The sequence below is a fragment of the Magnetospirillum fulvum genome, assembly GCF_900108475.1.
In the GTDB taxonomy this organism is placed as follows: Bacteria; Pseudomonadota; Alphaproteobacteria; order Rhodospirillales; family Magnetospirillaceae; genus Phaeospirillum; species Phaeospirillum fulvum_A.
This window is the reverse complement of the sequence record NZ_FNWO01000011.1, coordinates 101,034-126,317: the sequence shown is the minus strand read 5'-3', so window position 1 is coordinate 126,317 and position 25,284 is coordinate 101,034. Positions and strand designations below refer to the sequence as shown.

The 25,284-nt window shown below is 65.0% G+C and carries 28 protein-coding genes, 1 tRNA gene, 1 other RNA gene and 1 pseudogene; 20 read left to right on the top strand and 11 right to left on the bottom strand.

Going from position 1 to position 25,284, the window contains the following annotated elements:
* Position 1 precedes the first annotated feature (1 nt).
* The 3 genes from BLW40_RS13225 to BLW40_RS13215 all read right to left on the bottom strand — a co-directional run bounded on the left by BLW40_RS13225 (position 2) and on the right by BLW40_RS13215 (position 4,620).
* On the bottom strand, positions 2-2,002 hold the full coding sequence (locus BLW40_RS13225) for an FAD-dependent oxidoreductase (RefSeq protein WP_074769329.1): 2,001 nt from the start codon (positions 2,000-2,002) through the stop codon (positions 2-4).
* 170 nt (positions 2,003-2,172) lie between these two features.
* Entirely contained in the window at positions 2,173-3,654 is a 1,482-nt protein-coding gene (locus tag BLW40_RS13220) for a methyl-accepting chemotaxis protein (protein WP_083386777.1), read from the bottom strand.
* Positions 3,655-3,789: 135 nt separating this feature from the next.
* Positions 3,790-4,620, bottom strand: coding sequence for an RMD1 family protein (locus BLW40_RS13215; protein ID WP_074769327.1), 831 nt, complete (start codon positions 4,618-4,620; stop codon positions 3,790-3,792).
* 171 nt (positions 4,621-4,791) lie between these two features.
* Between BLW40_RS13215 and BLW40_RS13210 the strand changes: the two genes are divergently transcribed.
* The gene (locus BLW40_RS13210; protein ID WP_074769325.1) at positions 4,792-5,097 is read left to right on the top strand and encodes an STAS domain-containing protein; all 306 of its coding nucleotides are present in this window, start codon (positions 4,792-4,794) and stop codon (positions 5,095-5,097) included.
* Positions 5,098-5,123: 26 nt separating this feature from the next.
* Here the strand turns inward: BLW40_RS13210 and BLW40_RS13205 are convergent, their stop codons facing one another.
* Together BLW40_RS13205 and BLW40_RS13200 are read right to left on the bottom strand one after the other, a co-directional pair.
* Positions 5,124-7,217, bottom strand: a complete 2,094-nt coding sequence (locus BLW40_RS13205) for a heparinase II/III family protein (RefSeq protein ID WP_074769323.1) — start codon at positions 7,215-7,217, stop codon at positions 5,124-5,126.
* A gap of 11 nt (positions 7,218-7,228) precedes the next feature.
* Positions 7,229-7,609: a DUF2023 family protein gene (locus BLW40_RS13200; RefSeq protein ID WP_074769409.1), complete on the bottom strand. Its 381-nt coding sequence runs from the start codon at positions 7,607-7,609 to the stop codon at positions 7,229-7,231.
* Positions 7,610-7,754: 145 nt separating this feature from the next.
* On the opposite strand from BLW40_RS13200, the gene BLW40_RS13195 reads away from it, so the two are divergent.
* From BLW40_RS13195 to ffs, 5 genes are all read left to right on the top strand, one after another.
* Positions 7,755-8,699 carry a ZIP family metal transporter gene (locus tag BLW40_RS13195; protein WP_074769321.1) on the top strand — a complete coding sequence of 315 codons (945 nt, stop codon included), beginning with the start codon at positions 7,755-7,757 and terminating at the stop codon, positions 8,697-8,699.
* Between the two features lie 77 nt (positions 8,700-8,776).
* Positions 8,777-8,853, top strand: a tRNA-His gene (locus BLW40_RS13190).
* A 154-nt stretch (positions 8,854-9,007) separates the two neighbouring features.
* On the top strand, positions 9,008-9,271 hold the full coding sequence (locus BLW40_RS13185) for a type II toxin-antitoxin system RelE family toxin (protein WP_074769319.1): 264 nt from the start codon (positions 9,008-9,010) through the stop codon (positions 9,269-9,271).
* Entirely contained in the window at positions 9,258-9,590 is a 333-nt protein-coding gene (locus BLW40_RS13180) for a helix-turn-helix domain-containing protein (protein ID WP_074769317.1), read from the top strand. The genes BLW40_RS13185 and BLW40_RS13180 overlap by 14 nt, the downstream gene beginning before the upstream one ends.
* A 71-nt stretch (positions 9,591-9,661) precedes the next feature.
* Positions 9,662-9,760, top strand: an RNA gene (gene ffs / locus BLW40_RS13175) — signal recognition particle sRNA small type.
* 12 nt (positions 9,761-9,772) lie between these two features.
* Here ffs and BLW40_RS13170 read toward each other — a convergent pair.
* Complete coding sequence (locus tag BLW40_RS13170) at positions 9,773-10,123, bottom strand: hypothetical protein (protein ID WP_074769315.1); 351 nt, start codon at positions 10,121-10,123, stop codon at positions 9,773-9,775.
* Between the two features lie 452 nt (positions 10,124-10,575).
* On the opposite strand from BLW40_RS13170, the gene BLW40_RS13160 reads away from it, so the two are divergent.
* The 9 genes and pseudogenes from BLW40_RS13160 (at position 10,576) to BLW40_RS13120 (ending at position 17,592) form a co-directional block, all read left to right on the top strand.
* The gene (locus BLW40_RS13160; RefSeq protein ID WP_074769311.1) at positions 10,576-10,818 is read left to right on the top strand and encodes an RNA-binding protein; all 243 of its coding nucleotides are present in this window, start codon (positions 10,576-10,578) and stop codon (positions 10,816-10,818) included.
* Positions 10,819-10,848: 30 nt separating this feature from the next.
* Positions 10,849-11,101: pseudogene (locus tag BLW40_RS13155) on the top strand (IS1 family transposase); the annotation flags it as partial.
* A gap of 59 nt (positions 11,102-11,160) precedes the next feature.
* Positions 11,161-12,960 carry a DNA polymerase III subunit gamma/tau gene (locus BLW40_RS13150; protein WP_074769309.1) on the top strand — a complete coding sequence of 600 codons (1,800 nt, stop codon included), beginning with the start codon at positions 11,161-11,163 and terminating at the stop codon, positions 12,958-12,960.
* The gene (locus BLW40_RS13145) at positions 12,957-13,280 is read left to right on the top strand and encodes a YbaB/EbfC family nucleoid-associated protein (protein ID WP_074769307.1); all 324 of its coding nucleotides are present in this window, start codon (positions 12,957-12,959) and stop codon (positions 13,278-13,280) included. The genes BLW40_RS13150 and BLW40_RS13145 overlap by 4 nt, the downstream gene beginning before the upstream one ends.
* 61 nt (positions 13,281-13,341) lie before the next feature.
* Positions 13,342-13,935: a recombination mediator RecR gene (recR, locus tag BLW40_RS13140; RefSeq protein ID WP_074769305.1), complete on the top strand. Its 594-nt coding sequence runs from the start codon at positions 13,342-13,344 to the stop codon at positions 13,933-13,935.
* Between the two features lie 163 nt (positions 13,936-14,098).
* Entirely contained in the window at positions 14,099-14,710 is a 612-nt protein-coding gene (locus BLW40_RS13135) for a paraquat-inducible protein A (RefSeq protein WP_074769407.1), read from the top strand.
* Positions 14,707-15,342: a paraquat-inducible protein A gene (locus tag BLW40_RS13130; RefSeq protein ID WP_074769304.1), complete on the top strand. Its 636-nt coding sequence runs from the start codon at positions 14,707-14,709 to the stop codon at positions 15,340-15,342. Before BLW40_RS13135 ends, BLW40_RS13130 begins: the two co-directional genes overlap by 4 nt.
* Entirely contained in the window at positions 15,332-16,957 is a 1,626-nt protein-coding gene (locus BLW40_RS13125) for a PqiB family protein (protein ID WP_244511188.1), read from the top strand. Before BLW40_RS13130 ends, BLW40_RS13125 begins: the two co-directional genes overlap by 11 nt.
* Positions 16,954-17,592: a PqiC family protein gene (locus BLW40_RS13120; protein ID WP_074769300.1), complete on the top strand. Its 639-nt coding sequence runs from the start codon at positions 16,954-16,956 to the stop codon at positions 17,590-17,592. The genes BLW40_RS13125 and BLW40_RS13120 overlap by 4 nt, the downstream gene beginning before the upstream one ends.
* Here BLW40_RS13120 and BLW40_RS13115 read toward each other — a convergent pair whose 3' ends face one another.
* Positions 17,593-18,456: a DMT family transporter gene (locus tag BLW40_RS13115; protein ID WP_074769298.1), complete on the bottom strand. Its 864-nt coding sequence runs from the start codon at positions 18,454-18,456 to the stop codon at positions 17,593-17,595.
* 111 nt (positions 18,457-18,567) lie between these two features.
* Here BLW40_RS13115 and BLW40_RS13110 point away from each other — a divergent pair, with 111 nt between their 5' ends.
* Positions 18,568-19,464, top strand: a complete 897-nt coding sequence (locus BLW40_RS13110) for a LysR substrate-binding domain-containing protein (RefSeq protein WP_074769296.1) — start codon at positions 18,568-18,570, stop codon at positions 19,462-19,464.
* Positions 19,465-19,478: 14 nt separating this feature from the next.
* Here the strand turns inward: BLW40_RS13110 and BLW40_RS13105 are convergent, their stop codons facing one another.
* From BLW40_RS13105 to BLW40_RS13095, 3 genes are read right to left on the bottom strand one after another with little or no spacing between them, the layout of a single operon-like run.
* Positions 19,479-20,423 (bottom strand): sensor domain-containing diguanylate cyclase, encoded by a 945-nt coding sequence (locus BLW40_RS13105; protein ID WP_074769294.1) that lies wholly within the window; start codon positions 20,421-20,423, stop codon positions 19,479-19,481.
* Positions 20,420-20,971 (bottom strand): GGDEF domain-containing protein, encoded by a 552-nt coding sequence (locus BLW40_RS13100; RefSeq protein WP_074769292.1) that lies wholly within the window; start codon positions 20,969-20,971, stop codon positions 20,420-20,422. Before BLW40_RS13100 ends, BLW40_RS13105 begins: the two co-directional genes overlap by 4 nt.
* A 24-nt stretch (positions 20,972-20,995) precedes the next feature.
* Positions 20,996-21,802 (bottom strand): MetQ/NlpA family ABC transporter substrate-binding protein, encoded by an 807-nt coding sequence (locus tag BLW40_RS13095; RefSeq protein WP_074769290.1) that lies wholly within the window; start codon positions 21,800-21,802, stop codon positions 20,996-20,998.
* 157 nt (positions 21,803-21,959) lie between these two features.
* Here BLW40_RS13095 and BLW40_RS13090 point away from each other — a divergent pair, with 157 nt between their 5' ends.
* A complete protein-coding gene (locus BLW40_RS13090; protein WP_074769405.1) occupies positions 21,960-22,730 on the top strand; it encodes an alpha/beta fold hydrolase in 771 nt (256 codons plus the stop codon).
* On the opposite strand, the gene BLW40_RS13085 is transcribed toward BLW40_RS13090, so the two are convergent.
* Positions 22,721-23,032 (bottom strand): hypothetical protein, encoded by a 312-nt coding sequence (locus tag BLW40_RS13085; RefSeq protein WP_074769288.1) that lies wholly within the window; start codon positions 23,030-23,032, stop codon positions 22,721-22,723. The two genes, BLW40_RS13090 and BLW40_RS13085, sit on opposite strands and share 10 nt — an antisense overlap.
* Before the next feature lie 177 nt (positions 23,033-23,209).
* Here BLW40_RS13085 and minC point away from each other — a divergent pair, with 177 nt between their 5' ends.
* From minC to minE, 3 genes are read left to right on the top strand one after another with little or no spacing between them, the layout of a single operon-like run.
* Complete coding sequence (gene minC, locus BLW40_RS13080; RefSeq protein ID WP_074769286.1) at positions 23,210-23,935, top strand: septum site-determining protein MinC; 726 nt, start codon at positions 23,210-23,212, stop codon at positions 23,933-23,935.
* Between the two features lie 25 nt (positions 23,936-23,960).
* Entirely contained in the window at positions 23,961-24,773 is an 813-nt protein-coding gene (minD, locus tag BLW40_RS13075; protein ID WP_074769284.1) for a septum site-determining protein MinD, read from the top strand.
* Positions 24,770-25,036, top strand: a complete 267-nt coding sequence (gene minE / locus BLW40_RS13070) for a cell division topological specificity factor MinE (protein ID WP_074769282.1) — start codon at positions 24,770-24,772, stop codon at positions 25,034-25,036. Before minD ends, minE begins: the two co-directional genes overlap by 4 nt.
* The last annotated feature ends 248 nt before the right edge of the window (positions 25,037-25,284 follow it).

Genomic DNA, 25,284 nt, shown 5'->3' with positions numbered 1-25,284 from the left:
GTCAGGCCGCTCCTTCCGGGATGGGCTGTTCGGTGATCACCGAATAGATGCGGTAGCAGCGCATGCAGCGTCTGGCTTCCCGGTAGGCGTCGGCGTCGGAGATGGTGGTCTCGACCTCCTCGAACATGGTGCGGCGGACTTCGGGGTCGAGTTCGGGGTGGTGGACCCGGTATTCGAGCCGCACCGGCAGTTCGACGCAATCGGCGGCCAGCAGCTTGTGCTCGTTGAGGATCTGACGCATCCGCGAGCGGGGGAAGAAGCGGGTGTGGCCCAACTGGATGTAATCGTCGATGCTGCGCGCCGCCTTCAGACCGGCGGCCATCGCATGGATCAGGGTCGAGGGGCCGGAGACGCAATCGCCCCCGGCGAACACGCCGGGTCGCGAGGTGGCGAGATCGACCGGGGCCGCTTCGATGCAGCCCCAGCGGGTCATCGCGACGCCGTCGGTGGGGCTGAGCACGCCCTGGCGCACCTGCTGGCCGATCGCCGAGATCAGCAAGGTGCAGTCCATCCGCCGTTCCGAACCGGGGATCGGCTCGACGCCGCGCCGACCGCGCGAATCAAGCTCGGTCTGGCGCATCGACACGACCTCCAGCCCGACGACGCGGCCGTCCTCGTGAAGGATACGGGCCGGATTGGTCAGGAAGTGGACGATCACGCCCTCGGCCAGGGCGGCCTCGATCTCCTCGTGATCGGCGGGCATGTCCTCGCGGGTGCGGCGATAGAGCAGGTGGACCCGCTCGGCCCCCATCCGCAGCGCCGAACGGACGCAATCCATCGCGACATTGCCACCGCCGACGACGACTACGTCACCGGTGAGGCGGGTGAGGTGGGTTCCGGCGATATGGTCGTGGACCTTGAGCAGGAAGCCGATCCCGGTTTCATAGCCGAGCGCGGTGGAATCCTCGTCGGCGACGCCCATCGGCGTTCCTTGCTGACAGCCCAGAGCCAGGAACACCGAGCGATAGCCGCGCTCGAACAGGGTATCGACGGTGAAGTCGCTGCCCATCGCCTGGTTGAAGATAAAGCGTCCGCCCAGGGCGACGATGATATCGGTTTCCGAGCGCAGCACGTCCTTGGGCAGGCGATAGCTGGGGATGCCGATCGCGGCCATCCCGCCCGGTTCGGCCATCGCCTCCAGGATATCGACGTGATAGCCGTGCAGCAGCAGGTGATAGGCGCAGGAAATCCCGGCTGGTCCGCCGCCCACCACCGCCACCCGCATCTCGGCCGGATGGGACGAGGCGATCAGATCGCGCGAGAAGCGCAGCGCGTTCGGTCCGGTCTGATGATCGGCGACATAGCGCTTCAGAATCTTGATCCCGACCGCTTCGTCAACGAGGTTGCGGCGGCAGGCCATCTCGCAGAAGCGGACGCAGACCCGGCCGCAGGTCGCGGCCATCGGGTATTTCTGCAAGATCACGCCCAGCGAATGTTCGGGTTTGCCGTCGCGGATATAGTCGATATAGCGCGGCACGTTGATCTTGGACGGACAGGCCTCGATACACGGCGCCGTCATGTAATCCATGCCGTATTGCGCCGTTCGCGCCGCGCCCGAGGCGATTTCGGCCTCGATCATGTCGCGGAAATGGGTCAGCGCCGCCAGCAGGGCGATCGGAGTCGTCCGACCCAGCCCGCACAGCGAGGTCTCGGCCATCTGCCGCCCCAGCATCGCGACCGCGTCAAGGTCCAGCGGCGCGGCCTCGCCGTGGGCCAGCGCCGCCAGCGATTCGCCAATCAGCGCGGTGCCCATCCGGCAGGGGGTGCATTTGCCGCAGGATTGTTCTTCGGCTTTGGCCAACTGGCGACGCAGCGCGTCAAGCAGGCTGACCGCGCGGTCGAAGATCAGAAAGCCGCGATCGCCGAAAAAGGCGCGGATCGGATTGCCCGGATTGAACTCGCCAAACCCGGTAAGGCTGGGGATCAGGGATCCGGCCTCGCCGTCGCCATTGCGATGATCGATCACCGCGCCGTCCCAGATTCCATATACGATTGTCGCCATAAATCCCCCTTTTCCCGACCCGCCATCCCCCCCGGATGCGGTCCCGGGACAGTGTCTAATCATGGAGTACGGGGCGGGCTGTGTCCATCGGCGAGGGGGTGGGAGACGGCCGGTTCGGTTCCCTCTCCATCCGGGTAGGGTGCAACTTACTTCGGGGCGCTGGGCCGTCTTTATCGTGCCAGGACGCTGGCAGCCTCCTTGGTTTTGCCGACGGCGGCCTCGATCTGGTGGATGCTGGTGCTGATCGTCGCGACCGTCCGGGAAATGGTATCGACCGAGCCTGCGGCATTCTGCATGTTGCCGGACATGTCGCGGGTCACCGCGCTTTGCTCCTCGACTGCCGCCGCCGTCGCGGTGACATGATCGCGGACGGTTCCGATCGATTGGCGGATGATGTCGAGCGCCGTCACCACATCGTTCGAGACCAACTGAATCCCTTCGATTTCCTGGGTGATCTGCTCGGTGGCGCGGGCGGCCTGGTTCGCGAGATTTTTAACTTCTCCCGCCACGACGGCAAAGCCCTTGCCCGCTTCGCCCGCACGGGCGGATTCGATGGTGGCGTTCAGTGCCAACAGATTGATTTGTCCGGCGATGGTCTGGATCAGCCCGACGATTCCTCCCATCGCGGCGGCCGCTGCCGACAGGCGCTGGGCCGAATCTCCGGCCGAGACCACCTGATCGAACGCGCCGTCGGTCGCCGCCTGCGATTTGGTCATGCTCTGGGAAATCTCGGTGATCGACGCGGCCATTTCCTCGGCGCTGGCCGCCATCAATTGCACATTGCCAGAGGTCTGCATCGCGGCGGAACTGGCGGTCGCGGTTTCGATGGTCGATTGGCCGACCGCTTGGTCGATCTCGGCAAAATTGACGTCGATCAGCGTTTTCAACTGGTTCAGAAGGGCGATCTGTTTGGTGATGTCGGTGGCGAATTTCACCACTTTGATCGGCTTGCCATCGGCATTTAAAATCGGGTTGTACGAGCCTTCGATCCAGACTTCGCGGCCCCCTTTGCCGATCCGGCGGTATTGGGCGGCCAGAAACTCGCCCCGCTGCAACGTTTCCCAGAATGCGCGATACTCCTGGCTGGCGCGATAATCCGGGTCAACGAATATTCCGTGATGCTTGCCGACGATTTCGGCAAGGTCATAGCCCATCGCTTTCAGGAAATTGTCGTTGGCGGTCAGGATCGTCCCGTCCATCTTGAACTCGATCACCGCCTGGGATTTCAGGATGGCGTTGTATTTTCCGACAAGGTCGAGGTAGCGTTCTTTTTCCTCGGTCACGTCGGTTGCGTATTTGACGATCTTTGTCGGGGTGCCGTCCGGTTTCAGGATCGGATTGTAGGCGGCTTCAAGCCAGATCACTCGGCCATCTTTGGTAATGCGCTTGAATTGACCCGATTGATATTCACCGCGCCGCATCTTGTTCCAGAATTCGCTGTAGTCTTTGCTGGCGCGATAGCTCTCATCGACGAAAGACCGGTGGTTTGTCGCAAGAGCCTCGGCAAGAGAATATCCCATCAGAGAGAGAAAATTCTTATTCGCCGAAATAACATTTCCGTTCAGGTCGAACTCAACTCGAGCGTTCGATTTGTCCAGCGCGTGGATGATCGATTCGTTTTCGAGGCTATTCGCATTCTTGAACAGAAACATATTGTGCCCTCCTCGTGGGTGGCGACCCCATACAACGGTGTCTATGACCTTTGCCGATGCTATTCCTTTTGTTTAAAATCGGGAAGGCTGTTTAGAACGAATTTCAATCTGGTCGGAGTCAGGCCGAAATCGGCTCTAGTGCCAGGGACCGGCTCCCTGGGCCATCTGAACAATCGTCAGTAGAATTTCGAACATAATAAGAAAGACGATGTACCACTCGACCTTCATGCTGCTGCGGGTCTGGATCAGATCAAGCAAGGTCTCGGCGGTGTCGGAGATCACTTCCAGCTTGCGGTCGAGTGCCCGGTTGCGCGCCGACAAATCGTATTCACGCTCCAGCCGGATGAACAGACGTTCCAGTTCGGGTTTGACCCACAGCACTTCGGGGCTGTCGAGCAATTCGACGCGGCCGACCATCCGATGCTCGGCCAGCAGAACCTCGCCGATCTGGGCCAAAAGGTCGCGGGTCCGCAGGTGACGCAGGCTGCGCTTGCCCAGCGAGGCGGCCAGCGGCTCGATACTGTCGAACACGCGGGCGATCCGGGTTTCGTAATGATCGAGCACCAGATCGCGGGCCATCATCTCGGCGACCAGTTGCAGGCGTTCCGGACAGGTGTCGGTCAGCGAGATGATCCCGGTTTGATCGACCCGGTCCTCGCCGCCGGGGACGATCACCAGATCGGTCGAGGCGCGGGCCTGGACCGGCATCGGTTCCGCGACCAGCTTCGCCAGCGAGGCGAGGAACACCGCCTCTTCCATCGGGTCCAGGCCGAACAGAACCGCCACGCCATAGCGGAACAGCACGGCAAAGCCGTCCTTGCCAGCGCGGATGATCAGGGGGGCGGTGCCAAGCACCTGGCCTTCTTCAAGGCGGCGGGTGTCCAATCGTTCGCCCAGCAGCAGAACCTGGGCGGACAGCCGTCCGGTTCCGCTGGAACCGGCGGGAAGGGGAGAGTCGGAGGTCATGAAATCCGAGCAACAGGAAAGGGGAAAAACAGCATATCACGACGGGCGGGGCGATCGCGTGTCCCCTGGTCGCTGTCACCGAACTTTCATCCCGGCCGCGCCGGTCGAAGCTACTGGCGTTCGGTGAAGGCCAAAGTTATAGTCCGCACGAGCGACAGGGAGCATTCGTAGATGGACTACCGTTTTTCCGAACAGGGCGGCGTCACCCATGTCACGTTGACGGGTCAGTTGAATTTCGCTGCCAACGAGGACTTTCAGGCGATCGTTGAACGTATTGCGAAGATTCGCGGTGGAAAAGTTGTCTTCGATCTTGCCACCCTGACTCATATTGATTCTGTCGGTCTGGGGCTGCTCTATATCGCTCATGAGGAACTGGCTGCGGTCGGTTCATCCCTGTCGCTGTTGCATCCGCGCGATACCGTGCTCAGGATGCTGCAATTGACCGAAGCCAGCGAAACCTTCGACATTATTTCCTGATCGGGGCGGGCGCTCGCCCGCCAAAATCAGAGCCGTCGGCCATAGCCGGGCGAGAACGGCAAGGTCAGCCCCCACAGCGCGGCTAATTCCGCAGGCGAGCGGACGATATGCGTCACCGCCTCGGCCGGGCGATCCTCGATCACGATCGCGCCGTCTTCGATCGCGACACGGCGGGTTACCACCTCGTCGAATCCCCGATGCGTCCCGATGAAATCCGCCCCGAAGCGGATCGCTTCGGCCTGGGCGCGGTCTTCCAGCCGGAACGGGGCCAGCATCTCGGCCGGTTCGGCGTCGCCGTGGCGGGGGACGAAATGGGCCAGGGCCGAGCGATAGCGGTCGCGCGCCAGCAAATCCGAGCCAAACACATAAGATCCGGGATCGCGGGCCCAGGCCACCCCGTCGATTTCGATCTCGACCGCCAACTGGTCGTTATGGGCGTGACCGCCGCGTCCGTTCTGGCCGATCGGTCCGCAGCGGACCGCGATCAGGGCGCGAGGGCCGCGCCACAGATAGAGGCCGAATTCGGTAAAGGCCAACGGCTCCAGCCCCTCCAGCGCGGTGGAATCGGGCGGCACGATCCGCACCACCAGCCCGGCCGGACTGGCAAAGATCGGTCGTTCGGCGAGGACGGGCAACGGCGGCGCGGTTTCGGCAAAGCGGGTGCCCCCGGCCAAGGCGGCGGCCAGAATTGTGGCGAATTCGGCCTGGGGCGGGATCGACGCAAGCGGATTGTGGTCGAACAGGCCACGCCCGGCGGCGAACAGTTCGGCGGGATCGAGTATCCGCTCGACCGGCCCGTCAGAGCCGGGATCGCACAGCGGCGCGGCCTTGAAAAAACGGCCGGAATCGGTGTCGCCGATCTGGATCATCAGGCCCGAGGGAAGGGTGCTCGCGGCGGCGAAGCGCAACGCGGCGGCAAGGCGTCCCTGCGCCTCGACCGACAGCGGGCGACCGCGCCCGGCCAGCAGGGCGGCGGTATAAAGCGCCATCTCCGCCGACAGGCGGTGATAGGCAATCGAGGCTTCGAAGCAGCCGCCATCGGCGGCGAACTGGCGCAAAATCTCGGCCTCGAGTTCGTCGGCGGCATAGCCCAGCCAGCTTTTGCTTTCCTCCGCCTCGGGCAGATAGGCGGCGACGAAGGCCAGCCCGCACAGATCGGCCAGATAATGATTGGCGCGATAGGTCTCGTGCCATTCGAGGAAACGGAAGACGAAGCGGCCATGGGCCAGGGCGGCGGCGGCCAGGGCGGCATCGAAGGCGGGCTCGAACACAACGCCTTGCGCCCGGAACAGATCCCAGGCGACCAGCAGGTTGGCGGCGCGGATCGCGACATCCATCGGACACGACCAGTTCGGCCCCCAGCCCGGCGGGTTGGCTCCCAGGAAATCGAGCACCTGATGGCAAAATTCGGCGGCGATCCGCTCGGGCGCGGGGAAGCCGGGGATGCCCCGCGCGGCCAAAGCGTGGGCCTGGGCCAACACCGGGGCGTGCTGGAAGCGGGCCAGTTCCCACGGCAACTTGATGTCGAGTCCCGGCTGGCCGCCGCTGACGGCGCGGCCCCAATCCCGGGTCGACCAGCGATAGCCCGAGCGGAAATCGACCATCCAATCGATCGGCCGCCAGTCGGGATCGGCGATGCAATCGAGCAGGGCGCGGGCCGGAGCGCGGGCGCCGGGCCGGTGCGAAGCGGCAACCGCCTTGCGCCAGTCGGGCGGCAGCACGGGGCCGGGACCGTATTGGTTACCGGCGAAGCCGGGATAGGTCTCGCCATGGGCGACCCGGACCCAGCCCGAACCGAGCAGGTCGAAGCGATGGTCGAGCCACAACGAAGTCAGCGCCCGGATCGTCTCGGCATTAGCGGCGGCGACGCTGAAATCGACGTTGCCCAGGATCGGCGTCAGTGTTCCGGCCGCCAGCGGATCGAGATAGGGGCTGCTTCGCCCGGTCACCAGTTCGCGGAGCGGGCGGGTCGCCGCCTTCCAGGCGAAGGACAGGCTTTTGGCCAGCACCATTTGCAGCGGCATCGTCTTTGCCACCCGCATCAACAGATCGGTCTGGCTGGGCTGCTTCGGTTCGGCGGAGGAACCGGTGGGATCGGCGGCATCCGGGGCTTTGCTCATGATGAGGCGAACTATACCCCGGCGCTTGCCCCCTGCCAATCCGTCCGCCGTTCGCTGACCGGAGGGCAGTCGTCGTGACGGTTGCGGCGGGTCAGATAGCGGCGGCATTGCCCCTCGCCGTCATAGCCGAGCAGGGTGCCCAGGATGAAATCCTCTTCCGGCGACAATTGGTTAAGCGGGCCGGTGACGATCCGCTTCGCCGTCTCGACCCATGGCCCGCGGCCAAAGAAGATGTTGGCCTTGGTCGGGCTGACGAAATGCGGAAAATGGTCGATCCCCTCGCGGTCCAGCCGCAGGCGGATTTGAGCAATCTCGCATCCGGTCGCCGTCAGCATGAACAGGGAGCGCACCCCTTTGCGGAATTCATAGATCTGATTGAGCAGCAGACGCATCCTGAACTCTTCCCGGCTGGAGCGAAGGAGGTCATCATAATGCGAATGAGAAAGAATCGCAATAACACCTCCGACCTGATCGCGCGGGGTGGCGCGGCAACCGATCATCGACTATAATAGACTAATTCTAAAAAGAGGGCCGACCATGACGCACGATCCCGCCATCACTCTCCCCCCTCGCTCCCAAGGATGGGCGGTCAGCGCCTGGGCCGAGGCCCGGCGGCGCCCCATCCCGGCTCTGGGGCTGGCAGCGGCCTTGGCGACGGTGCTGGTCCTGCTTGCGGCGGGTGGGATCGGCGCGCTCAAGCCCGACAAGGCCGACATGCTGGGTCTGGCCGCGCTGGGCGGTCTGGCCGGGTTCGTCGCGACCGCGCTGGGGGCGGCGGCGGGGGTGCTGTTGCGCAATCTCTCCAGCCGGGCCGAGGATAGTCTGCTCGGCTTTGCCGCCGGGATGATGCTGGCGGCCAGTTCGTTCTCGTTGCTGCTGCCCGGTCTGGCGGCGGGGCGCGAGATCACCGGCAGCGGGCCGTTGGCGGCGCTGGTGGTGACCGTCGGGCTGGCGCTGGGGGTGGCGTTGATGCTGGGGCTCGACCGCTTCTTTCCCCACGAACACCCGCATACCGGCCCGTGCGGTCCGGGATCGGCGCGGGTGTCGCGGGTGTGGCTGTTCGTCCTGGCGATCACCTTGCACAATCTGCCCGAGGGAATGGCGATCGGCGTCAGCTTCGCCCAGGGCGATCTGTCGGTCGGCTTGCCGCTGACCACCGCGATCGCGTTGCAGGACGTCCCCGAAGGGCTGGCGGTGGCGATCGCGCTCCGCGCCGCCGGGCTGGGAGTCGGGCGGGCGGCGGTTCTGGCTGCCGCCTCGGGTCTGATGGAGCCGTTGGGCTCGCTGCTTGGCGTCGGTCTGTCGAGCGGCTTTGCCCTGGCCTATCCGATCGGCCTCGGGCTGGCGGCGGGCGCGATGATCTTTGTCGTCTCACACGAAGTGATCCCGGAAACCCACCGCAACGGTCACCAGACTCCGGCGACGTTGGGGCTGATGGTCGGCTTCGCGGTGATGATGGGACTAGATACCGCGCTGGGATGAGCGGTTTGGCCGGGCCGACGTGAATAAGGTGCTTGACGCGGGGCGGGGTGTTCGCTACACATTCCGCCTCCCCGGTGGCGGGTGTAGCTCAGTTGGTTAGAGCGCCAGGTTGTGGTCCTGGATGTCGTCGGTTCGAATCCGATCACTCGCCCCATTCCCCCTTTTATCGAACGAATCGTTCCTCTCCGCAGTCGGCAGGGGGCGGTTTCTGATTCTGTTTGAGCTTTGGCGTTCGCTGGGAGCGATTTATCGCTTGCATCGTTGTTCGCTATTGGCGAATGTGGTGAGGCTTGACGGGACGCCTCCAGATGCAAATCGTTTATGAGATCAAAGCGATCAAGGATCTGAAGGCCATCGAGCCCAAGACCCGCGAGCGCATCGTCGCCAAGATTGTGTCCTATGCCGATGTGCCCGCGTCGCAGGCCAACAATGTGAAGCATCTGACGGGATCGCCCTTTTTCCGTCTGCGTGTCGGTGATTACCGGGTGATCTTCTCGCTTGATGACGACATCGCCACCGTGATGACCGTCATCCGCGTCCGCCACCGGAGAGACGTCTATGACCAACTCTGACACCGTCACCATCCCGCGTGCCGAATATGAGGCGATGCAGACCCGGATCGAGGATCTAGATGACATCCTTGCCGGTCATGCCGCGCGGACCGGGGTTACCTTGCCGCATGACTTCGCGATGCGGATCATCAATGGCGACCATCCCGTTCGGGTCTGGCGCGAGTACCGCGCCCTGAGCGCGGTGGCGCTGGCCGAGGCCGCCAAGGTATCGAAGGCCTATCTGAGCGAAATCGAGACCGGGAAAAAGCCGGGCTCGGTCGAGGCCTATAAGAGCCTAGCTGCTGCCCTGGCCGTTCCGGTCGATGCTCTGCTGGGATAGGGAACGTCCGCGCCGTTCCCGGCGATTTTTTGTGCTTGCCAGCCGGTCGCGGCGCCTGTAGATAAACGCCCGGGAGATCGGCGGCGGACGAATCTATCGCCAACCCGGTCAGGTCCGGAAGGAAGCAGCCGCAACGATTTCAGATTTGGGTCGTTGTCCGGTCTCCCACCTCACTCCATCCTCTACGACGTCCGGCCGCTTTTGCGCTTCCGCAGAGCCTTGACCGCATCAATCGCCGTCTTGGCCGCGTCGAGCCGCTCCAGCGCTTCTTTCTCCCGGTCGGTCAGCGTGCTGCGGTCGATGTGCTTTTGCACCACCGCCAGCGCATCCATCACGATCCCGATCTGGCGGCCATAGGACATTACCCCGTTGACCAGGGTTAGTTCGGTTGCCGGATCTCCGGCGGCGTTCAAGGTGATGGTCGGGCTGAACCAGCCGTCGAACCAACCGTTCTGGGCGTTGCCGCTGGGAGCGACGAACGGGAAGAAATATTGCAAAAACGCATTGGCGGCAGGAACCGGATTGACATCCATGTCGTCCTCCTGGGATGCGATCGGACAGTCCTTGAAACCCTGGGTAGAATAACCCATGCCGACTTGCGTCGGCAAGATTTCAGCGCGCCACGGGCGCGGTAGTGTTTCAGTTTGAAATCTGATCCGCCTTGACGGGGTGGCGTTCGGCGCCCCACCTCCTATATGCTTAGCGGAAAGCATGTGGAGGCTCTAATGGCAGGGGCGTGGAAAATTCGGAAGTACGACGGTCTCGACCAAAAAGGGGAGTGGTCCATATCAGGCGCTCTTTCCGAAGACGAGGTTTGTACACTTCTCCAGCGTCTCGTCTCGCAGAATCTTTCCGAAGACGAGATTATCGGCGCCTCACTGAGGCGTAACGATCCGCGTTATTTCACGCTCTTGGAAAGGATCGGCAAGGGGAGTCCGATCAGCTTCGGACACGGCGTTCACTACACTGCGCAATTCGAGAAAACATGACGCCTAAAGGCCCCCAAGGACAGAAGCGGCCCGCCGACGTGATCGGCGCCGCTATCATGGTTGCCCGCATCGCCACGGGCGAGATCGACGAACCCACCGAACCGGACGACGGCAAAGACCCGGCTGCGAAGGCGCTGGGGGCCAAGGGCGGCAAGGCCCGCGCCGAGGCTTTGACGCCAGAGCAGCGGGCCGAGATTGCCCGGAAGGCGGCGGCGACGCGGTGGGGGAACGCAGAATAGGATTTGTATATTTTTTATTGTTTTTGCAGAATGCGTCGGTTAACCCGGCTCACGAACGCCTTCTCGAAGAAGCTGGAAAACCACTGTCACGCGCTGGCGTTCTACTTCATGTTCTACATCTTCGTCCGCATCCATAAGACGCTGAAGGTCACGCCCGCGATGGCCGCGTAAGGTGACGGATCGGCTGTGGAGCATGGAGGACATTGTTGCGCTGATCGACGCGCGGGCGGAGGCGCCGAAGCGCGGCCCCTACAAAAAGCGCGGGGCCGAGATTTCAAACTGAGACATTACCGGGGCCGCGCGGGACTTTGCTTCGGCGGCGGCGCGATATATTCTGCCGCGATGACCGACAGCCCCGCCCCCGCTCCGTACCGCGTCTTGGCCCGCAAGTACCGGCCAACCGATTTTGCCGGATTGATCGGGCAGGAGGCGATGGTTCGCACCCTGTCCAATGCGATTCGCGGCGGCCGTCTCGCCCATGCCTTCGTCCTGACCGGCGTGCGCGGGGTGGGCAAGACCACCACCGCCCGCATCATCGCCCGCGCCCTTAATTGCATCGGCCCCGACGGCAAGGGCGGCCCGACGATCGAGCCGTGCGGGGTGTGCGAGCATTGCCGCGCCATCGCCGAGGACCGTCACGTCGATATCCTGGAGATGGACGCCGCCAGCCGCACCGGCATCGACGATATCCGCGAGCTGACCAATCAGGTGCGCTATCGCCCGACCTCGGCGCGCTACAAGGTATTCATCCTCGACGAAGTCCACATGCTGTCGGAAAAGGCGTGGAACGCGCTGCTGAAGACGCTTGAGGAACCGCCGGAACACATGAAGTTCGTGTTCTGCACCACCGAAATCCGCAAGGTGCCGGTGACGGTGCTGTCGCGCTGCCAGCGTTTCGACCTGCGCCGGGTCGAGATGGATGTGCTGTCCCGCCATTTCGCCGCGATCGCCGCCAAGGAAGAGGCCGAGATCGAGCCGGGCGCGCTGGCGATGATCGCGCGGGCCGCCGATGGTTCGGTCCGCGACGGCCTGTCTCTGCTCGATCAGGCGATCAGCCATGGCGGCCGTCAGGTCTCCGAGGCCCAGGTCCGCGACATGCTGGGTCTGGCCGACCGCGCCCGCGTGTTCGATCTGCTCGACGCGGTGTTCAAGGGCGAGATCGCCCCCGCGCTCGACCTGATCGACCAGCAATACGCCGCCGGTGCCGATCCGGTGGTGGTGATCCAGGACATGCTGGAACTGGTCCACTGGCTGACCCGGCTGAAGGTTTCGCCCGCCGCCGCCGATACCGCAGGCGTCTCGGAAACCGAGCGGGTGCGGGGTGCCGAGATGGCGACCAAGCTGTCGCTGGCGGCGCTGACCCGTGCCTGGCAGATGTTGTTGAAAGGGCTGGCCGAGACCCGCTCCGCCCCCAGCCCGATCCAGGCCGCCGAAATGGCGGTGGTGCGGTTGGCCTTTGCCGCCGAATTGCCCAGCCCGGCCGAACTGGTCGAACAGCTTCGCTCGGGCGCGGTGGCGTTGCCCGCTCCGCGTGGCCCCTCGGGCGGTGGCGGGGGCGGTGCCCCCTCCGGCGGTGGTCGGGTCGAAGCGATCGGCTCCCACGCACCGGCTCCGTCCGGTTCGGGTGGCGGCGGCGCGGTGGCGTTGCGGGCCGAGCCGGTTCCGCTGGAGCCTCCGGTGGCGTTGCCGCCGATGCCGACCAGCTTTGCCGACATGGTCGCGCTGTTTTCCGAGCGGCGCGAAGGCGTGCTGGCGGTCAGTCTGCGCAGTCAGGTCAATCCGGTCTCGTTCGCGCCGGGTCGGATCGAGTGGCGCCAGCAATCGAAGGCCCCGTCCGACTTGGCCCCCAAGGTCGCCCGGCTGCTGTCGGAATGGACCGGGCGGCGCTGGACCGTCGCGCTGAACGCGACCGATCCGGCCGAACCGACCTTGGCCGAGCAGGAAGCGGGAGCCGAGTTGCGCCGTCGTCAGGACGCCGCTAATCATCCCCTGGTCAAGGCGGTGATGACCGCTTTTCCCGGAGCCGCGATCGAGGCCGTCCGCGATCTCGATACGGCACCGTCGCCCGAACCCGCGCCCGACGAGGGAGAGGGCGACGCCGGACCCGATATCGAACTGTTTCCTGGAGAGGAAGATCTATGAAGAACCTGGGTAATCTGATGAAGCAGGCCTCGCAGATGCAGGCCAAGATGGGCGAGATGCAGCTGAAGCTGGCCGAGACCGAGGTTGAAGGCTCGGCCGGGGCGGGCATGGTCCGCCTCACCATCACCGGCAAGTATGACCTGCGCAAGCTCACGATCGATCCGGCGCTGGTCAATGCCGAAGAGGTCTCGGTGCTGGAGGATCTGATCGTCGCCGCCTTTGCCGACGCCAAGAGCAAGGCCGAGGCGGTAATGCAGGAAGAGATGGAGAAGATCACCGGCGGCATGGGGCTGCCCGCTGGTCTGAAGCTGCCGTTCTGAGCCCGCTGGCCGGACTCGGCGCAGGGCGGGGTCCGGCCGCCTCGGTTCGGGTTTGACCAGGATGGTCGGACCCGAAATCGAGCGGCTGATCCAATTGCTGGCGCGGTTGCCCGGTCTGGGGCCGCGCTCGGCCCGGCGCGCCGCGCTGAAGCTGCTGGAACGGCGCGAGACCCTGATGGAGCCGCTGGCCCGCGCGATGACCGACGCCGCGGCGCGGGTCGGTCCCTGCCGTCTGTGCGGCAATTTCGACACCGTCGATCCGTGTGCGATCTGCGCCGATCCCTGCCGCGATCCCGCTCTGCTCTGCGTGGTCGAGGATGTCGCCGCGCTGTGGGCGATGGAGCGGACCGGCAGCTTTCGCGGCCGCTATCTTGTGCTGGGCGGGCTGCTGTCGGCGCTGGACGGGATCGGTCCCGACGATCTGGGTATCGCCCGGCTGATCGAGCGCGCCGCCGCGCCCGATCTGGCCGAGGTGATCCTGGCCCTGCCCGCCACCGTCGAGGGGCAGACCACCGCCCATTATCTGGCCGAGCGTCTGGCCGGGGGCCGCGCCGCCGTATCGGGTCTGGCCCAGGGAGTGCCGATCGGCGGCGATCTCGACCATCTCGACGACGGCACCATCACCGCCGCCCTGCGGGCGCGCCGCCGGGTGTGACCCCGCCGTCTGCCCTTTCGAAAAACCAGGCGCTCGATCCGCGCAAGGCTGATGATTTTGAGCCGGGGGCAGACAGGCTTGGCCCCGGGATGTTAGAAAGAGAGACGTCACAGCGACGTTTGACGGCGGTGGTGCCGTCTTGACCCCAACGAAGCGGACCGACATGTCGGAAGAGCTGGGCGCCTGTTCCGAGTGCGACGCCCTCTACCGGAAGCGACGGCTGAACCGGGGCGAAGTGGCGCGCTGTCCGCGCTGCGGGGCGAAGTTGTACGCGCGGGCGCGGCTCGATCCGGGGCAAATGCTGGGGCTGGTGACCGGGGCGTTGCTGACCTTCATCATCGCCAACGCCTATCCGATTGTTATCATGCAGGTGCAGGGCGTCAGCAACAGCGCCACTTTGTCCGGCAGCATCCTGACCCTGTGGTCGGAGGAACGCCGTCTGATGGCCGTGCTGGTGTTCGCCACCACCCAATTGTTTCCGCTGCTTGATCTGGTGGCGATGACGGCGCTGTTGTCGGTGGCGGTGCGGGCGCGGCGAAAAGGGAGGCGGCGTCCGGCCTGGTTTGCGCCGCTGCTGCGCTTCCTTCAATCGATGCGGCCGTGGGGAATGACCGAAGTGTTCATGCTGGGAGTCCTGGTCGCCCTGGTCAAGCTGTCGAACATGGCTCACGTCCTGCCGGGGGTGGCGCTGTGGGCGTTCGGCGCGCTGACGATATTGCTGGCGTCGATCCTGGCTTTCGATCTGCGCTCACTGTGGGACGAGACCGAGCCGTGAGCCCGCGCCCCCCCGTCGCGACGGCCAACCGGGCCGGGCTGATCGGCTGCGAACATTGCGGCGCGCTCAGTCCGCTTCATCCCGACCCGATCGTCTGTCCGCGCTGCGGGGCCACCCTGCACCGGCGCAAGCCCGACAGCCTCAACCGGACCTTCGCGTTGCTGGTCGCGGCGATGATCCTGTATCTGCCCGCCAATCTGTTGCCGGTGATGGTGACGACCTCGCTGTTTCGCAAGACTCACGACACCATCATCAGCGGGGTGGTCTATTTCTGGAACACCGGCTCGATGGGGCTGGCGGTGCTGATCTTCAGCTTCAGCATTCTGATTCCAATGCTGAAGATGGGCGCGCTTGGCTTTCTGGTGATTTCGGTGCGTCATGGCTCGGCCCGCACCCGCCGCCAGCGGATGGTGTTGTTTCGCATCGTCGAATTCGTCGGCCGCTGGTCGATGCTGGACGTGTTCGTGGTCGCCCTGATGGCCGGTCTGGTCCGGTTCCACTCGCTGGCGATGGTCGAGGCCGGACCGGGAGCGGCCGCTTTCGGCGCGGTGGTGGTGCTGACGATGCTGGCTTCTTTCAGTTTCGATTCCCGTTTGATCTGGGACAATGACGAGAAATGCGATGAGCGATGATCTGATGCAGTCGGTTCCCGATCCGGTGGTTCGTCCGCCCCGGCGCTGGGTGCCGTCGATGGTCTGGCTGGTGCCGCTGCTGGCGGCGCTGATCGGAGCGTCGCTGGTGATCCAGGCCCTGTGGGAAAAGGGGCCGACGATCACCGTCAGCTTCGCCACCGCCGAGGGAATCGAGCCCGGCAAGACCAAGGTCAAGTTCAAGGCGGTCGATATCGGCGAGGTCGCCGCGCTGCATCTGGCCCCCGACCGCTCGCAGGTGCTGGTGACGATCAATCTGGTCAAGGAGGCGAGCAAGTTCGCCGTCGCCGACAGCCGCTTCTGGGTGGTGCGGCCGCGTCTGGCCGGCAGCGGCGTTTCGGGGCTGGAAACCCTGATGTCGGGTTCGTATATCGGCGTCGATGCCGGTTATTCGAACGAAAGCCGCGACAGCTTCGTCGGGTTGGAAAATCCGCCGGTGGTCTCGTCGGAGGTGCCGGGTCGCCGCTTCGTGCTGAATGCCGAGGATATCGGCTCGCTCGACGTCGGCTCGCCGGTGTTCTTCCGCCGCATCCCGGTCGGCCATATCGAACGCACCGCGCTGGCTCCTGACGGGCGCAGCCTGTCGCTGTGGATTTTCGTCAAGGCGCCCTACGACCATTTCGTCACCACCAGCGCCCGTTTCTGGCACGCCAGCGGGATCGATTTGAAGATCGACGCCGGGGGGGTCAAGGTCGATACCCAGTCGCTGGCCTCGATCCTGATGGGGGGCATCGCTTTCGAAACGCCGACCGGCGCGGGCGAGGTCGAACCGGCCCCGGACGGAGCCGAATTCCCCTTGGCCGCCGACCATGGCGAGGCGCTGAAAAATCCCGAAGGCAACGCCTTTACCGTCTTGCTGCGCTTCCATCAGACCGTGCGCGGCCTGACCGTTGGCGCGCCGGTCGATTTCCGCGGTGTCGAGATGGGACGGGTCCGCTCGATCGACCTCATCTACGACAAGCGGACCGGCGATTTCTCTCCGGTGGTGATGGTCGATGTCTTCCCCGAACGGCTGGCGATCGGCGAGCATGCCCGGGGCGGCAAAGATACCGCCGCCGCGCGGGTGAAGGGGATCGCCGAACTGGTGCGCCGCGGCCTGCGCGCCCAGTTGCGGACCGGCAGCCTGTTGACCGGGCAATTGTTCGTCGCGCTGGATTTCTTCCCCGAAGCGCCGCCGGTGCGGTTCGATACCTCCGCCGATCCGATGGAACTGCCCACCGTCGCCAGCGACCTTCAGGAATTGTATCAGCAGGTCCAGAGCATCCTGCGCAAGCTCGACAAGATACCGTTCGACACGCTGGGTCAGGACACCCACAAGGTGTTGGCCGGCCTCGATGCCAGCCTGAAGAGCCTCGACGCGGTGCTGCGCCAGACCGACCGCGACGTGTTGCCCGAAGTCCGCAACAGCCTGAAAGAGATGCGCCAGACGGTCGAATCGCTTCAGGCGCAGGCGGCGGCGGATTCGCCGTTGCAGCAAGACACGCGCCAAGCGCTGCAAGGTCTGGCCGAGGCGGCTCGCTCGCTCAAAGCGCTGACCGACACGTTGGACCGTCAGCCGGAATCCCTGCTGCGCGGCAAGAAGGACAACGACAGATGAGACACATCTTTCTTACCGCCGTCGCCGTTGCGGGGCTGCTGGGTCTGGCCGGGTGCGGATCGTCGCCGCCGCCGCGCTATCACGCTCTGTCGGGTGGGGCCAATTCGGTCGAGTCCGCCGGAGTGGGGAGTGCGGCGATGCTGGTCGAGCTGTTGCCGCCTGCGCTGCCCGAACGGCTGAACCGCCAGGATCTGGTGCTGGGCGGGTCCGAGGGGCGGCCGGTCGAGGTGCGGGAAGGCGACCGCTGGGCCGCGCCGCTGGCCGACGAGATGCGCCAGATCGTCGCCGACGCGCTGTGGCGTCGCCTGCGCGCTGCCGACACCTATCGCGCTCCGGTCGCGCTGGCGGCCAGCCCGCTGCCGCAATATCGTCTGGCGCTCCGGATCGAACGGTTCGACGCCACCCCCGGCCGTCAGGCCCTGGTCGAAGGATCATGGACCGTCCGCCGGCTGCCCCAGGGCGGACCGGCGGTCTGCCGCGCCGGGTTCGTCGTGCCGCTGCCCGGCACCAGCCCCGACGAAGCCGTCGCCGCTTTGGCCGACGGTGCGACCCGGCTGGCCCGGACCGTTGCCGTCAGCCTGGACCGGCTCCATCGCGGCGAAGCCGATCCGTGCGGGGCGACAGAAAAGAACTGATTACCCCGACCGTGCGGGGGCTCGTGTCATGACGGCAAGGCCCAGTCCCAGCGCGATCAGGGCTGCTCCGGCGAAATCCTCGGGGCGGAGCGGGGTGGCGAACGCCAGATGGGCCAGCGCCACCCCGAACACCGGGTTCAGCAGATGGAACGAGGCGGCGGTTCCGGCGCCGTGAGCCCGGATCAGCGCCAGCCAAAGCGCCATGCCGCCGATGGTGACGACCAGCGCCAGATGCAGCACCGCCAGTATCGTCGGGACGGTGACTGATCCGACCGGCGCGCCCAGCAGCCACGCCGCCGGGAGCAGGGCGACACCACCGACCAGGGTTTGCCAGAAATTGAGCTGAAACACCGGCAGACCGACCGCTTTGTCACGAAACAGTACGGTTCCGACCGCGAAGGCGAGGGTTCCGGCTCCGGCCAGGGCCAGCCCCAGCGGGTCGGGGCGGGCGGCACCGACAAGCCCGGTCATCACCGCGACTCCGCCGATGCCGCAGGCGATGCCGACAATCCGGCGCGGGGCGAGGCGTTCCTGCCCCAACGCGACGGCCAGCAATGTGGTGAGGAAGGGGGCGCAACTGACCACCACCACCACGATCTCGGGCCGCAGGCGTTGCAGGGCGGAAAAGGTCAGGCCGAGATAAAGGGCGTTGTTGAGCAGACCCAGCATCGCCCCGACCCGCAGGGCGCGGCGATCAATCCGCCGCCACGGGCAAAACGGAGCCATCAACGCGGCGGCAAGGCCAAAGCGGATGACCAACAGGGTATAGGGATCGAGCGTGACCAGCGCGATCTTGCCCGCGACAAAGGCGGAACTCCAGATCAGGCTGAACAGCGCCACCAGGGCCATCAGGGGAGGAGTCATCGGGGGGGCCTCCTATGGTCAGTTCCTCCCTGACCATCGCAGCGGCGCATTCTCTTGAAAAATTAATAATGAGTCTGAATAAATAAGAGAAACCGATTAGGAGCGGGCCGGATGGACGTATCGTTGCCGCGTGTGGCGGGGGACCGCCGCATCACCCTCGACCAGTTGCGCGCCTTTGTCGCCGTGGCGGAAGAGGGTGGCTTTCACGCTGCGGGCGCGCATCTGGGGCGGACTCAATCGGCGGTGACCCAAAGCGTTAAGGCGCTGGAGGATTCCCTGGACTCCCGTCTGCTCGACCGCCGTCGCGGCCATGTCGTCGGGCTGACCGCCGAGGGGCAACGCTTTCTCCCCCATGCTCGCGAGATTCTCGCCCGCCTGAGCGAGGCGGTCGGGGCCTTGACCCGGCCCGATCTCCGCGGCCGGATCGCGCTCGGCGTGCCCGACGATTTTCCCATCGCCGACCTGCATGGGGCGATTTCGCGCTGTCTTGGCCTCAATCCCCGGCTGCGGATCGAGGTGATTTCGGCCCTGTCGGCGCAAATCACCGCGATGGTGCGGGCGGGCGACCTCGATATCGCGATCTTCAATCGGATCGAGGGAGGCGGGGGCGACGACGAGGCCGAGATATTGCGGACCGAGCCGCTCTCGTGGGTCGGACGCGAGCGGGTCCGCTTCGATGGAACCGCGCCGTTACCGCTGTGCGTCTTCCCCGAGGGCTGCCCCTATCGGGTGGCCGGGATCGAGGCGTTGCAGGGGGTGGGGGCAACGGCCCGCTTCGCCTATGTCAGCGCATCTTATGACAATGTCCGCGCCGCGATTTCGGCCGGGCTCGGCCTGGGCCTGCTCCCGGCGGGGGCGATCGGGGCGGATCAGGTCCGGCTGGGCGCGGCCGAAGGTTTCCCGCCGCTGCCCCGGATTCAGTTGGTGATGGTGGTGCGCGGGCGGGGGATGTTGTTTTCCGCCTTCGCCGATTATCTCCGCGCCGCGCCGGGATTGGTGCGGGTCTGATCTCCCCGCGCGGGTCAGCTTCCCGCGATCGCTAATGCGCCCCGGGTGGTGCGCTTGACCCGGTACATCGCGTCGTCGGCGGCCTTCATCAGGCTGTCCAGCCCGTCACCGTGGCGGGGATAAAGGGCGATGCCCAGGCTGGCACCGATGCGGACCTCTTCGCCATCGGGCAGGACGAACGGGAGCTCCATCGCGGCGACGATCCGGGTGGCGATCTTGCGTGCCAGGCGCACCGAGACCTTTTCGGCCAGCACGACGAATTCGTCGCCGCCGATGCGGCCAACCGTGTCGGTGGCGCGGACGCAGGCATGAAGCCGCTGCGCCACGTCCTTCAGCACGAAATCCCCGGCTTCGTGACCAAAGGTGTCGTTGACCGGCTTGAAACGGTCGAGATCGACGAACAGGATCGCGAATTCACTCCGCTCGCGCCGGGCGCGGGCCAATGCCTCTTCGACCAGATCGCGGAAACTGCGGAGAGTCCGCAGCCCGGTCAAAGCGTCGTGGTTGGCCAGACGGCGGATTTCCTCCTCCGCCTCCTTCAACGCGGTGATATCGACGAAGGCGAACAGCAGCAAATCCTCGCCCCGGATCGGAATTTCCGACAGCGAGGCCAGCCCCCACACCAACCGACCATCGGGGCGACGCAGCCGAAGCTCGAAGTTGCGCACCTCGCCCTGTTCGATGAACCGGACCAGCATCCGTTCGCGGTCGTCGGGATCGACAAACAATTCGCGCCAGCCGTGGCCCAGGATGCCAGCCCCTTCGAAGCCCAGCACTTCGTTGAAAAAGCGGTTGGAAAACAGCACCCGCCCGTCCTCGACCGCGACGATCAGAATCCCGGCCGGAACGGTCTCGTTGAAGGCGCGCAGCCGCTCGTCGGTCAGCAGCAGCGATTCGAAGGAGGGGTCGGACTCGGTCAGCAGGACGGGAGTTTCGACGATGCCGGTTCCGGCGTTCATGGACCAGCCTTTGGTTCGGTCAGGATGGGTCGTGGCGGATGAGCCACCTTGGTGCGATTGCGTCCTTCCCGCTTGGCGCGGAACAATGCCTCGCCAGCCCGCTCCAGCGCGTCGGCGGGGGATTCACCATGCAGTCCGACGGCGTCGGCGACGCCGATGCTAACCGACAGCGGGTCGGCGGCGATTTCGGGCTTCACCCCGGCCCCGGCCAGCGAGGCGCGCAAGATTTCGGCCAGACGAAGCGCGTCGCGTAATCCGGTCGCGTTCAGCAGCGCGGCGAATTTGTCGCTGCCCAGCCGGGCTGCGGGCGTTCCCGGCGGCAACATCGCGACGATCGTCTGTGCCACCCGGATCAGGGCCTGACGGGCGGGTTCGTCGCCGCGATCCTCGATCAGGTCACGGAAGTGATCAATGTCGAGGACCAACAGGCAAGACGGCTCCAGCCGGTCGCGACCCCGCCCGATCGCGGCGCGAATGTCTGCGAACAGCGCCGCGGCCACCGCCGGGTCGTTGTCGAGAAGCGTCAGTTCTGTTGCCTGAGCACGCATCGAACCGATCCTCCGTCTTTCGCGTCAGAACGCAGGCACCACCGAGGCCCCGAAGCTCTTCCGGATGAAGGCGCGGATTTCATCCGAATGGTACAAGGCGACCAGCCGGGCAAGGGCCGGTTTGTCTTTGTCGGCGGCCCGGACGGCGATGACGTTGGCATAGGGCGAGTTGGGGCTTTCCAGGACGATGGCGTCGCGTTCGGGATGTAATCCGGCTTCCAGCGCATAATTGCCGTTGATCGCGGCGACAGTGACATCGTCGAGGGCGCGGGGAAGCTGGGCCGCCGGGAGTTCGACAAAGGTCAGGCGGCGCGGATTGCCGCTGATGTCGAGCGGGCTGGCTCCGATGCCGCTGCCGGGGGACAGGGCGATCAGTCCCTGGGCCTGCAACAGCAGCAGTACCCGTCCGCCGTTGGTCGGGTCGGCGGGAATCGCCACTTTGTCGCCGCTCTTCAAGTCCGACAGCGATGTGATCTTGTGCGAGTAAAGCCCGATCGGGAACACCACGGTCCGAGCGAGCGCGACCAGACGATAGCCGCGATCGCGGATTTGGTTGTCGAGAAACGGCTGGTGCTGGAACGAATTGAGATCGAGATCGCCCGCCGCCAGGGCTGCGTTGGGCAATTGATAATCGTCGAATTCGATGACCTTGACGTCAAGACCCTCGCGTTGGGCCAGCCGGGCGACCTGCTCGAAAATCTGAGCATGGGGACCGCCCGTGACACCGACGCGGATGGTCTCGGCCCAAGCGGTCCCCGCCCCGACCGTAAGGGCGACGATCAGGAGGGCATGGGACAGCAATGCGGAAAAGCGGGGCAGCGGCGGTCGCATCACGAGGGCTCCCAAGCCAGATAAGCTTACATAGTTCATCTAAATAGTAGATTTATGATTTTTTCACCAGGGGATTCTGCCGGACTGGACTTTGGGGGTATTTCGGGACAGGATTTTGCCCCTCTATCCATGGCCTGGACCCAAGCCGATGTGTGCGATGTGGATTGAACTGCCGCTGGGCCGTCAGTTTGTCGAGACGGCGGTGGAGCGATCCGACGGCCCCGTCGCGGTGCTGGTCCATGGGGCAGGCTCCGATCATCGTGTCTGGGCTCATCAGAGCGTGGGACTGGCCCGACGGGGCTGGCGGGTGCTGGTGGTTGATCTGCCCGGTCATGGCCGTTCCGAGGGTGCCGCGCCGGACTCGATCCCGGCTTTGGCCGACACCTTGGCCGCATTGCTGGAGGCGGCGGGGGTGCCGCCGGGGCTGGTTGCCGGTCATTCGATGGGAGCGCTGGCCGCGCTCGATTTCGCCGCGCGCTATCCTGACCGGTTGACTCAGCTGGTTCTGGTCGGAGTGGCGGCGCGGATGCCGGTTCATCCCGCTCTTCTGGCCGCGGCCCGTGACGATCTGCCCCACGCCGCCGCGATGATTGCGGGGTGGGGCCATGCGAGCGAAGAGGGAGAGGACGACGCAGCGAACCGCAAAGCCGAGGCGACCCGTCTTTTGCTCGAACAATCGGCTCCCGGTGTCCTGGCGGCGGGGCTGGCGGCCTGCGATTCTTATGACGGGACCTGGGCGGCAGCGCAGATCGGGGTTCCGACCCGGCTGATTCTGGGCGGGGCCGACAAGATGAGTCCGGCCAAAGCCGGTCTCGCCCTCACGCCCCTTATCTCAGGGGCGCGGGCAACCATACTTCCCGGTGCTGGTCACATGCTAATGTCGGTCCGGCCTGACGCGGTGCTCGATGCCTTGTCGGATCAGGCGTAGAAATCGACCTCGACACCACGACGGGCCGAATCCTTGGTCTCGTCATTCGAGGCGGTCTGGTTGGTCGATCCGACGGCGTCGGCGGTCTGGGCACCGGAAACGGCCGCGCGGCTCTGGGCGGTTACGCTGGTCGATTCGGTCTGGGCCGTCGATTGCGTCGTACTGGTCGAATCCGTGCTTTTTTCCGGCTTCGACCCGCTACGCGCGGTCGTGACGTCGGTGCTGCTGTAGCACAGGAACCCATTGACCAAAATCGGATAATTGGTCTGGGCGGAGAGGGCAGATACGGCTGAGACGGACATTCGATCCTCCTCAATCCACTCGCTTACGAGCGTCGAATGAGTCACTATACTCCCATTCTTTGAAAAAGTCATGGGATGGCACTCGAAAACCTTCGATCCGTTCCGCTCGCGATGCTTCTGATTCTTGACCTCGCTGTTTCCGTGCGGCATGGTCCCGCTTCAGGGTAAGGATAAATCATGGGCATCGACGAACAGGGTGTGCGGCCGATTACCAGCATTACCGAAGAGGCTGCACCATTTCAGTTGCGTGCCGCTTCGTTGACGCTGTTGACGTTGAAATTGGTCAATCCGGCCGATCCCGAATTTTTTCCCCGTCTGGCGACGATGCTGTCGTTGGCCCCGGGGTTTTACCGGAATGCGCCGATTGTGCTTGATCTGTCCGGCACCGGGCTCAGGCCGCCGTGCGATCTGGTCGAGTTCTGTGCCCGGATCAAGGAATTGGGTATCGTTCCGGTTGGGATTCAGCGCGCCAACGCCGCGTGGGAGCGCGCCGCCGCCCTGGCCGGGCTGCCGCCCTTTCCCACCGGGCGCGCCACCGAGGCCCAGCCGGTCGCCAAGGAACCGGCCAAGGCCGCCAGCGGCACCCGTATCTTGTCCGAGCCGGTGCGCTCGGGTCAGCAGGTTTATGCCCACAAGGGCGACCTGATCGTGCTGGGGGCGGTCAGCCACGGTGCCGAATTGCTGGCCGATGGGCATATTCATGTTTATGGTCCGCTGCGGGGCCGGGCCCTGGCGGGGATGAGCGGCGACAAGTCCGCCCGAATTTTCTGTCGTGCCCTCGATGCCGAACTGGTGTCGGTGGCCGGTCTCTACATGGTCAGCGAGCAATTGGATCCGGTATTGCTCGGCAAGCCCGCCCAGATTTTCTTCGACGGCGAGGCCCTGGTTCAGCAGGCCCTGTAATTGCTTTTAGGATAGGGGAAAACCGTTGGCAAAAGTCATCGTCGTCACCTCGGGCAAGGGCGGAGTCGGTAAGACGACCTCTTCGGCGGCGCTGTCTGCCGGTCTGGCCCTGCGCGGGTTCAAAACCGCCGTCATCGATTTCGACGTCGGCCTGCGCAACCTCGACCTCATCATGGGGTGCGAGCGCCGGGTGGTGTACGATTTCATCAACGTCATCAATGGCGACGCCAAGCTGCATCAGGCCCTGATCAAGGACAAGCGGCTGGAAAACCTGTTCGTGCTGCCGACCTCGCAGACCCGCGACAAGGACGCCCTGACCCAGGACGGGGTCGAGCGGGTGATCGGCGAACTGCGCCAGGATTTCGATTACATCATCTGCGACAGCCCGGCCGGGATCGAACGCGGCGCCTTCCTCGCGATGTATTTCGCCGACGAAGCGATCGTGGTGTCGAACCCCGAAGTCTCCTCGGTTCGCGATGCCGACCGGATGATCGGCCTGTTGACCAGCAAGTCGCGCCGCGCCGAGCAGGGCGAGCAGGTCACCCAGAACCTGCTGCTGACCCGCTATGACGTCGAGCGGGTCGAAAAGGGCGAGATGTTGAAGGTCGAGGATGTCCAGGACATCCTGGCGGTGCCGCTGCTGGGGATCATCCCGGAATGCCCGTCGGTGCTTCAGGCCTCGAATGTCGGAACCCCGGTGATCCTCGACGACAAGTCGCTGGCCGGTCGCGCCTATGCCGAGGCGGTCAGCCGCCTGCTTGGCGACGATGTGCCGGTGACGGTGCCCCGCGGCTCCAAGCGGGGTCTGATCGACCGCCTGCTGAGGAGGACGGCATGAGCGTCCTCGGCATCTTCAGCCGTCGGCCCAAGAAAACCGCCGAAGCCGCCCGCGAGCGCTTGCAGATTCTGCTGGCCCACGAACGCGCCGGTCTGTCCGGTGCCGACTTCCTCCCTCAGCTCCAGCGCGAGCTGATCGAGGTCATCCGCAAATACGTTTCGGTCGATGAGGACCGGGTCCAGGTCAAGCTGGAACGCGAACAGCATCTCTCGGTGCTGGAGGTCAATATCGAGCTGCCCGCTCCGTCCGAACGGCGGAACTGAGCGGCCGGGCGACCGTCGCCGGACGCAAGGACGATACCAGCCCCGCCGGGATCCCGGCGGGGCTGGTTCGTTTGGGGGGACGGGCATGAAAAACCCCCGCTTCCGGGGGGAAAAGCGGGGGCTGTTTTCAGTCGTCGGACGCGGGGTGGACACGTCGTTTGACTCTGCGATGTGCGCCACCTGGGGGGCAAGGGTGCACATCATTGGCGGGGAGTTCAAAGCCGCCGAGGGTCTCGAGAAAGAGGTCG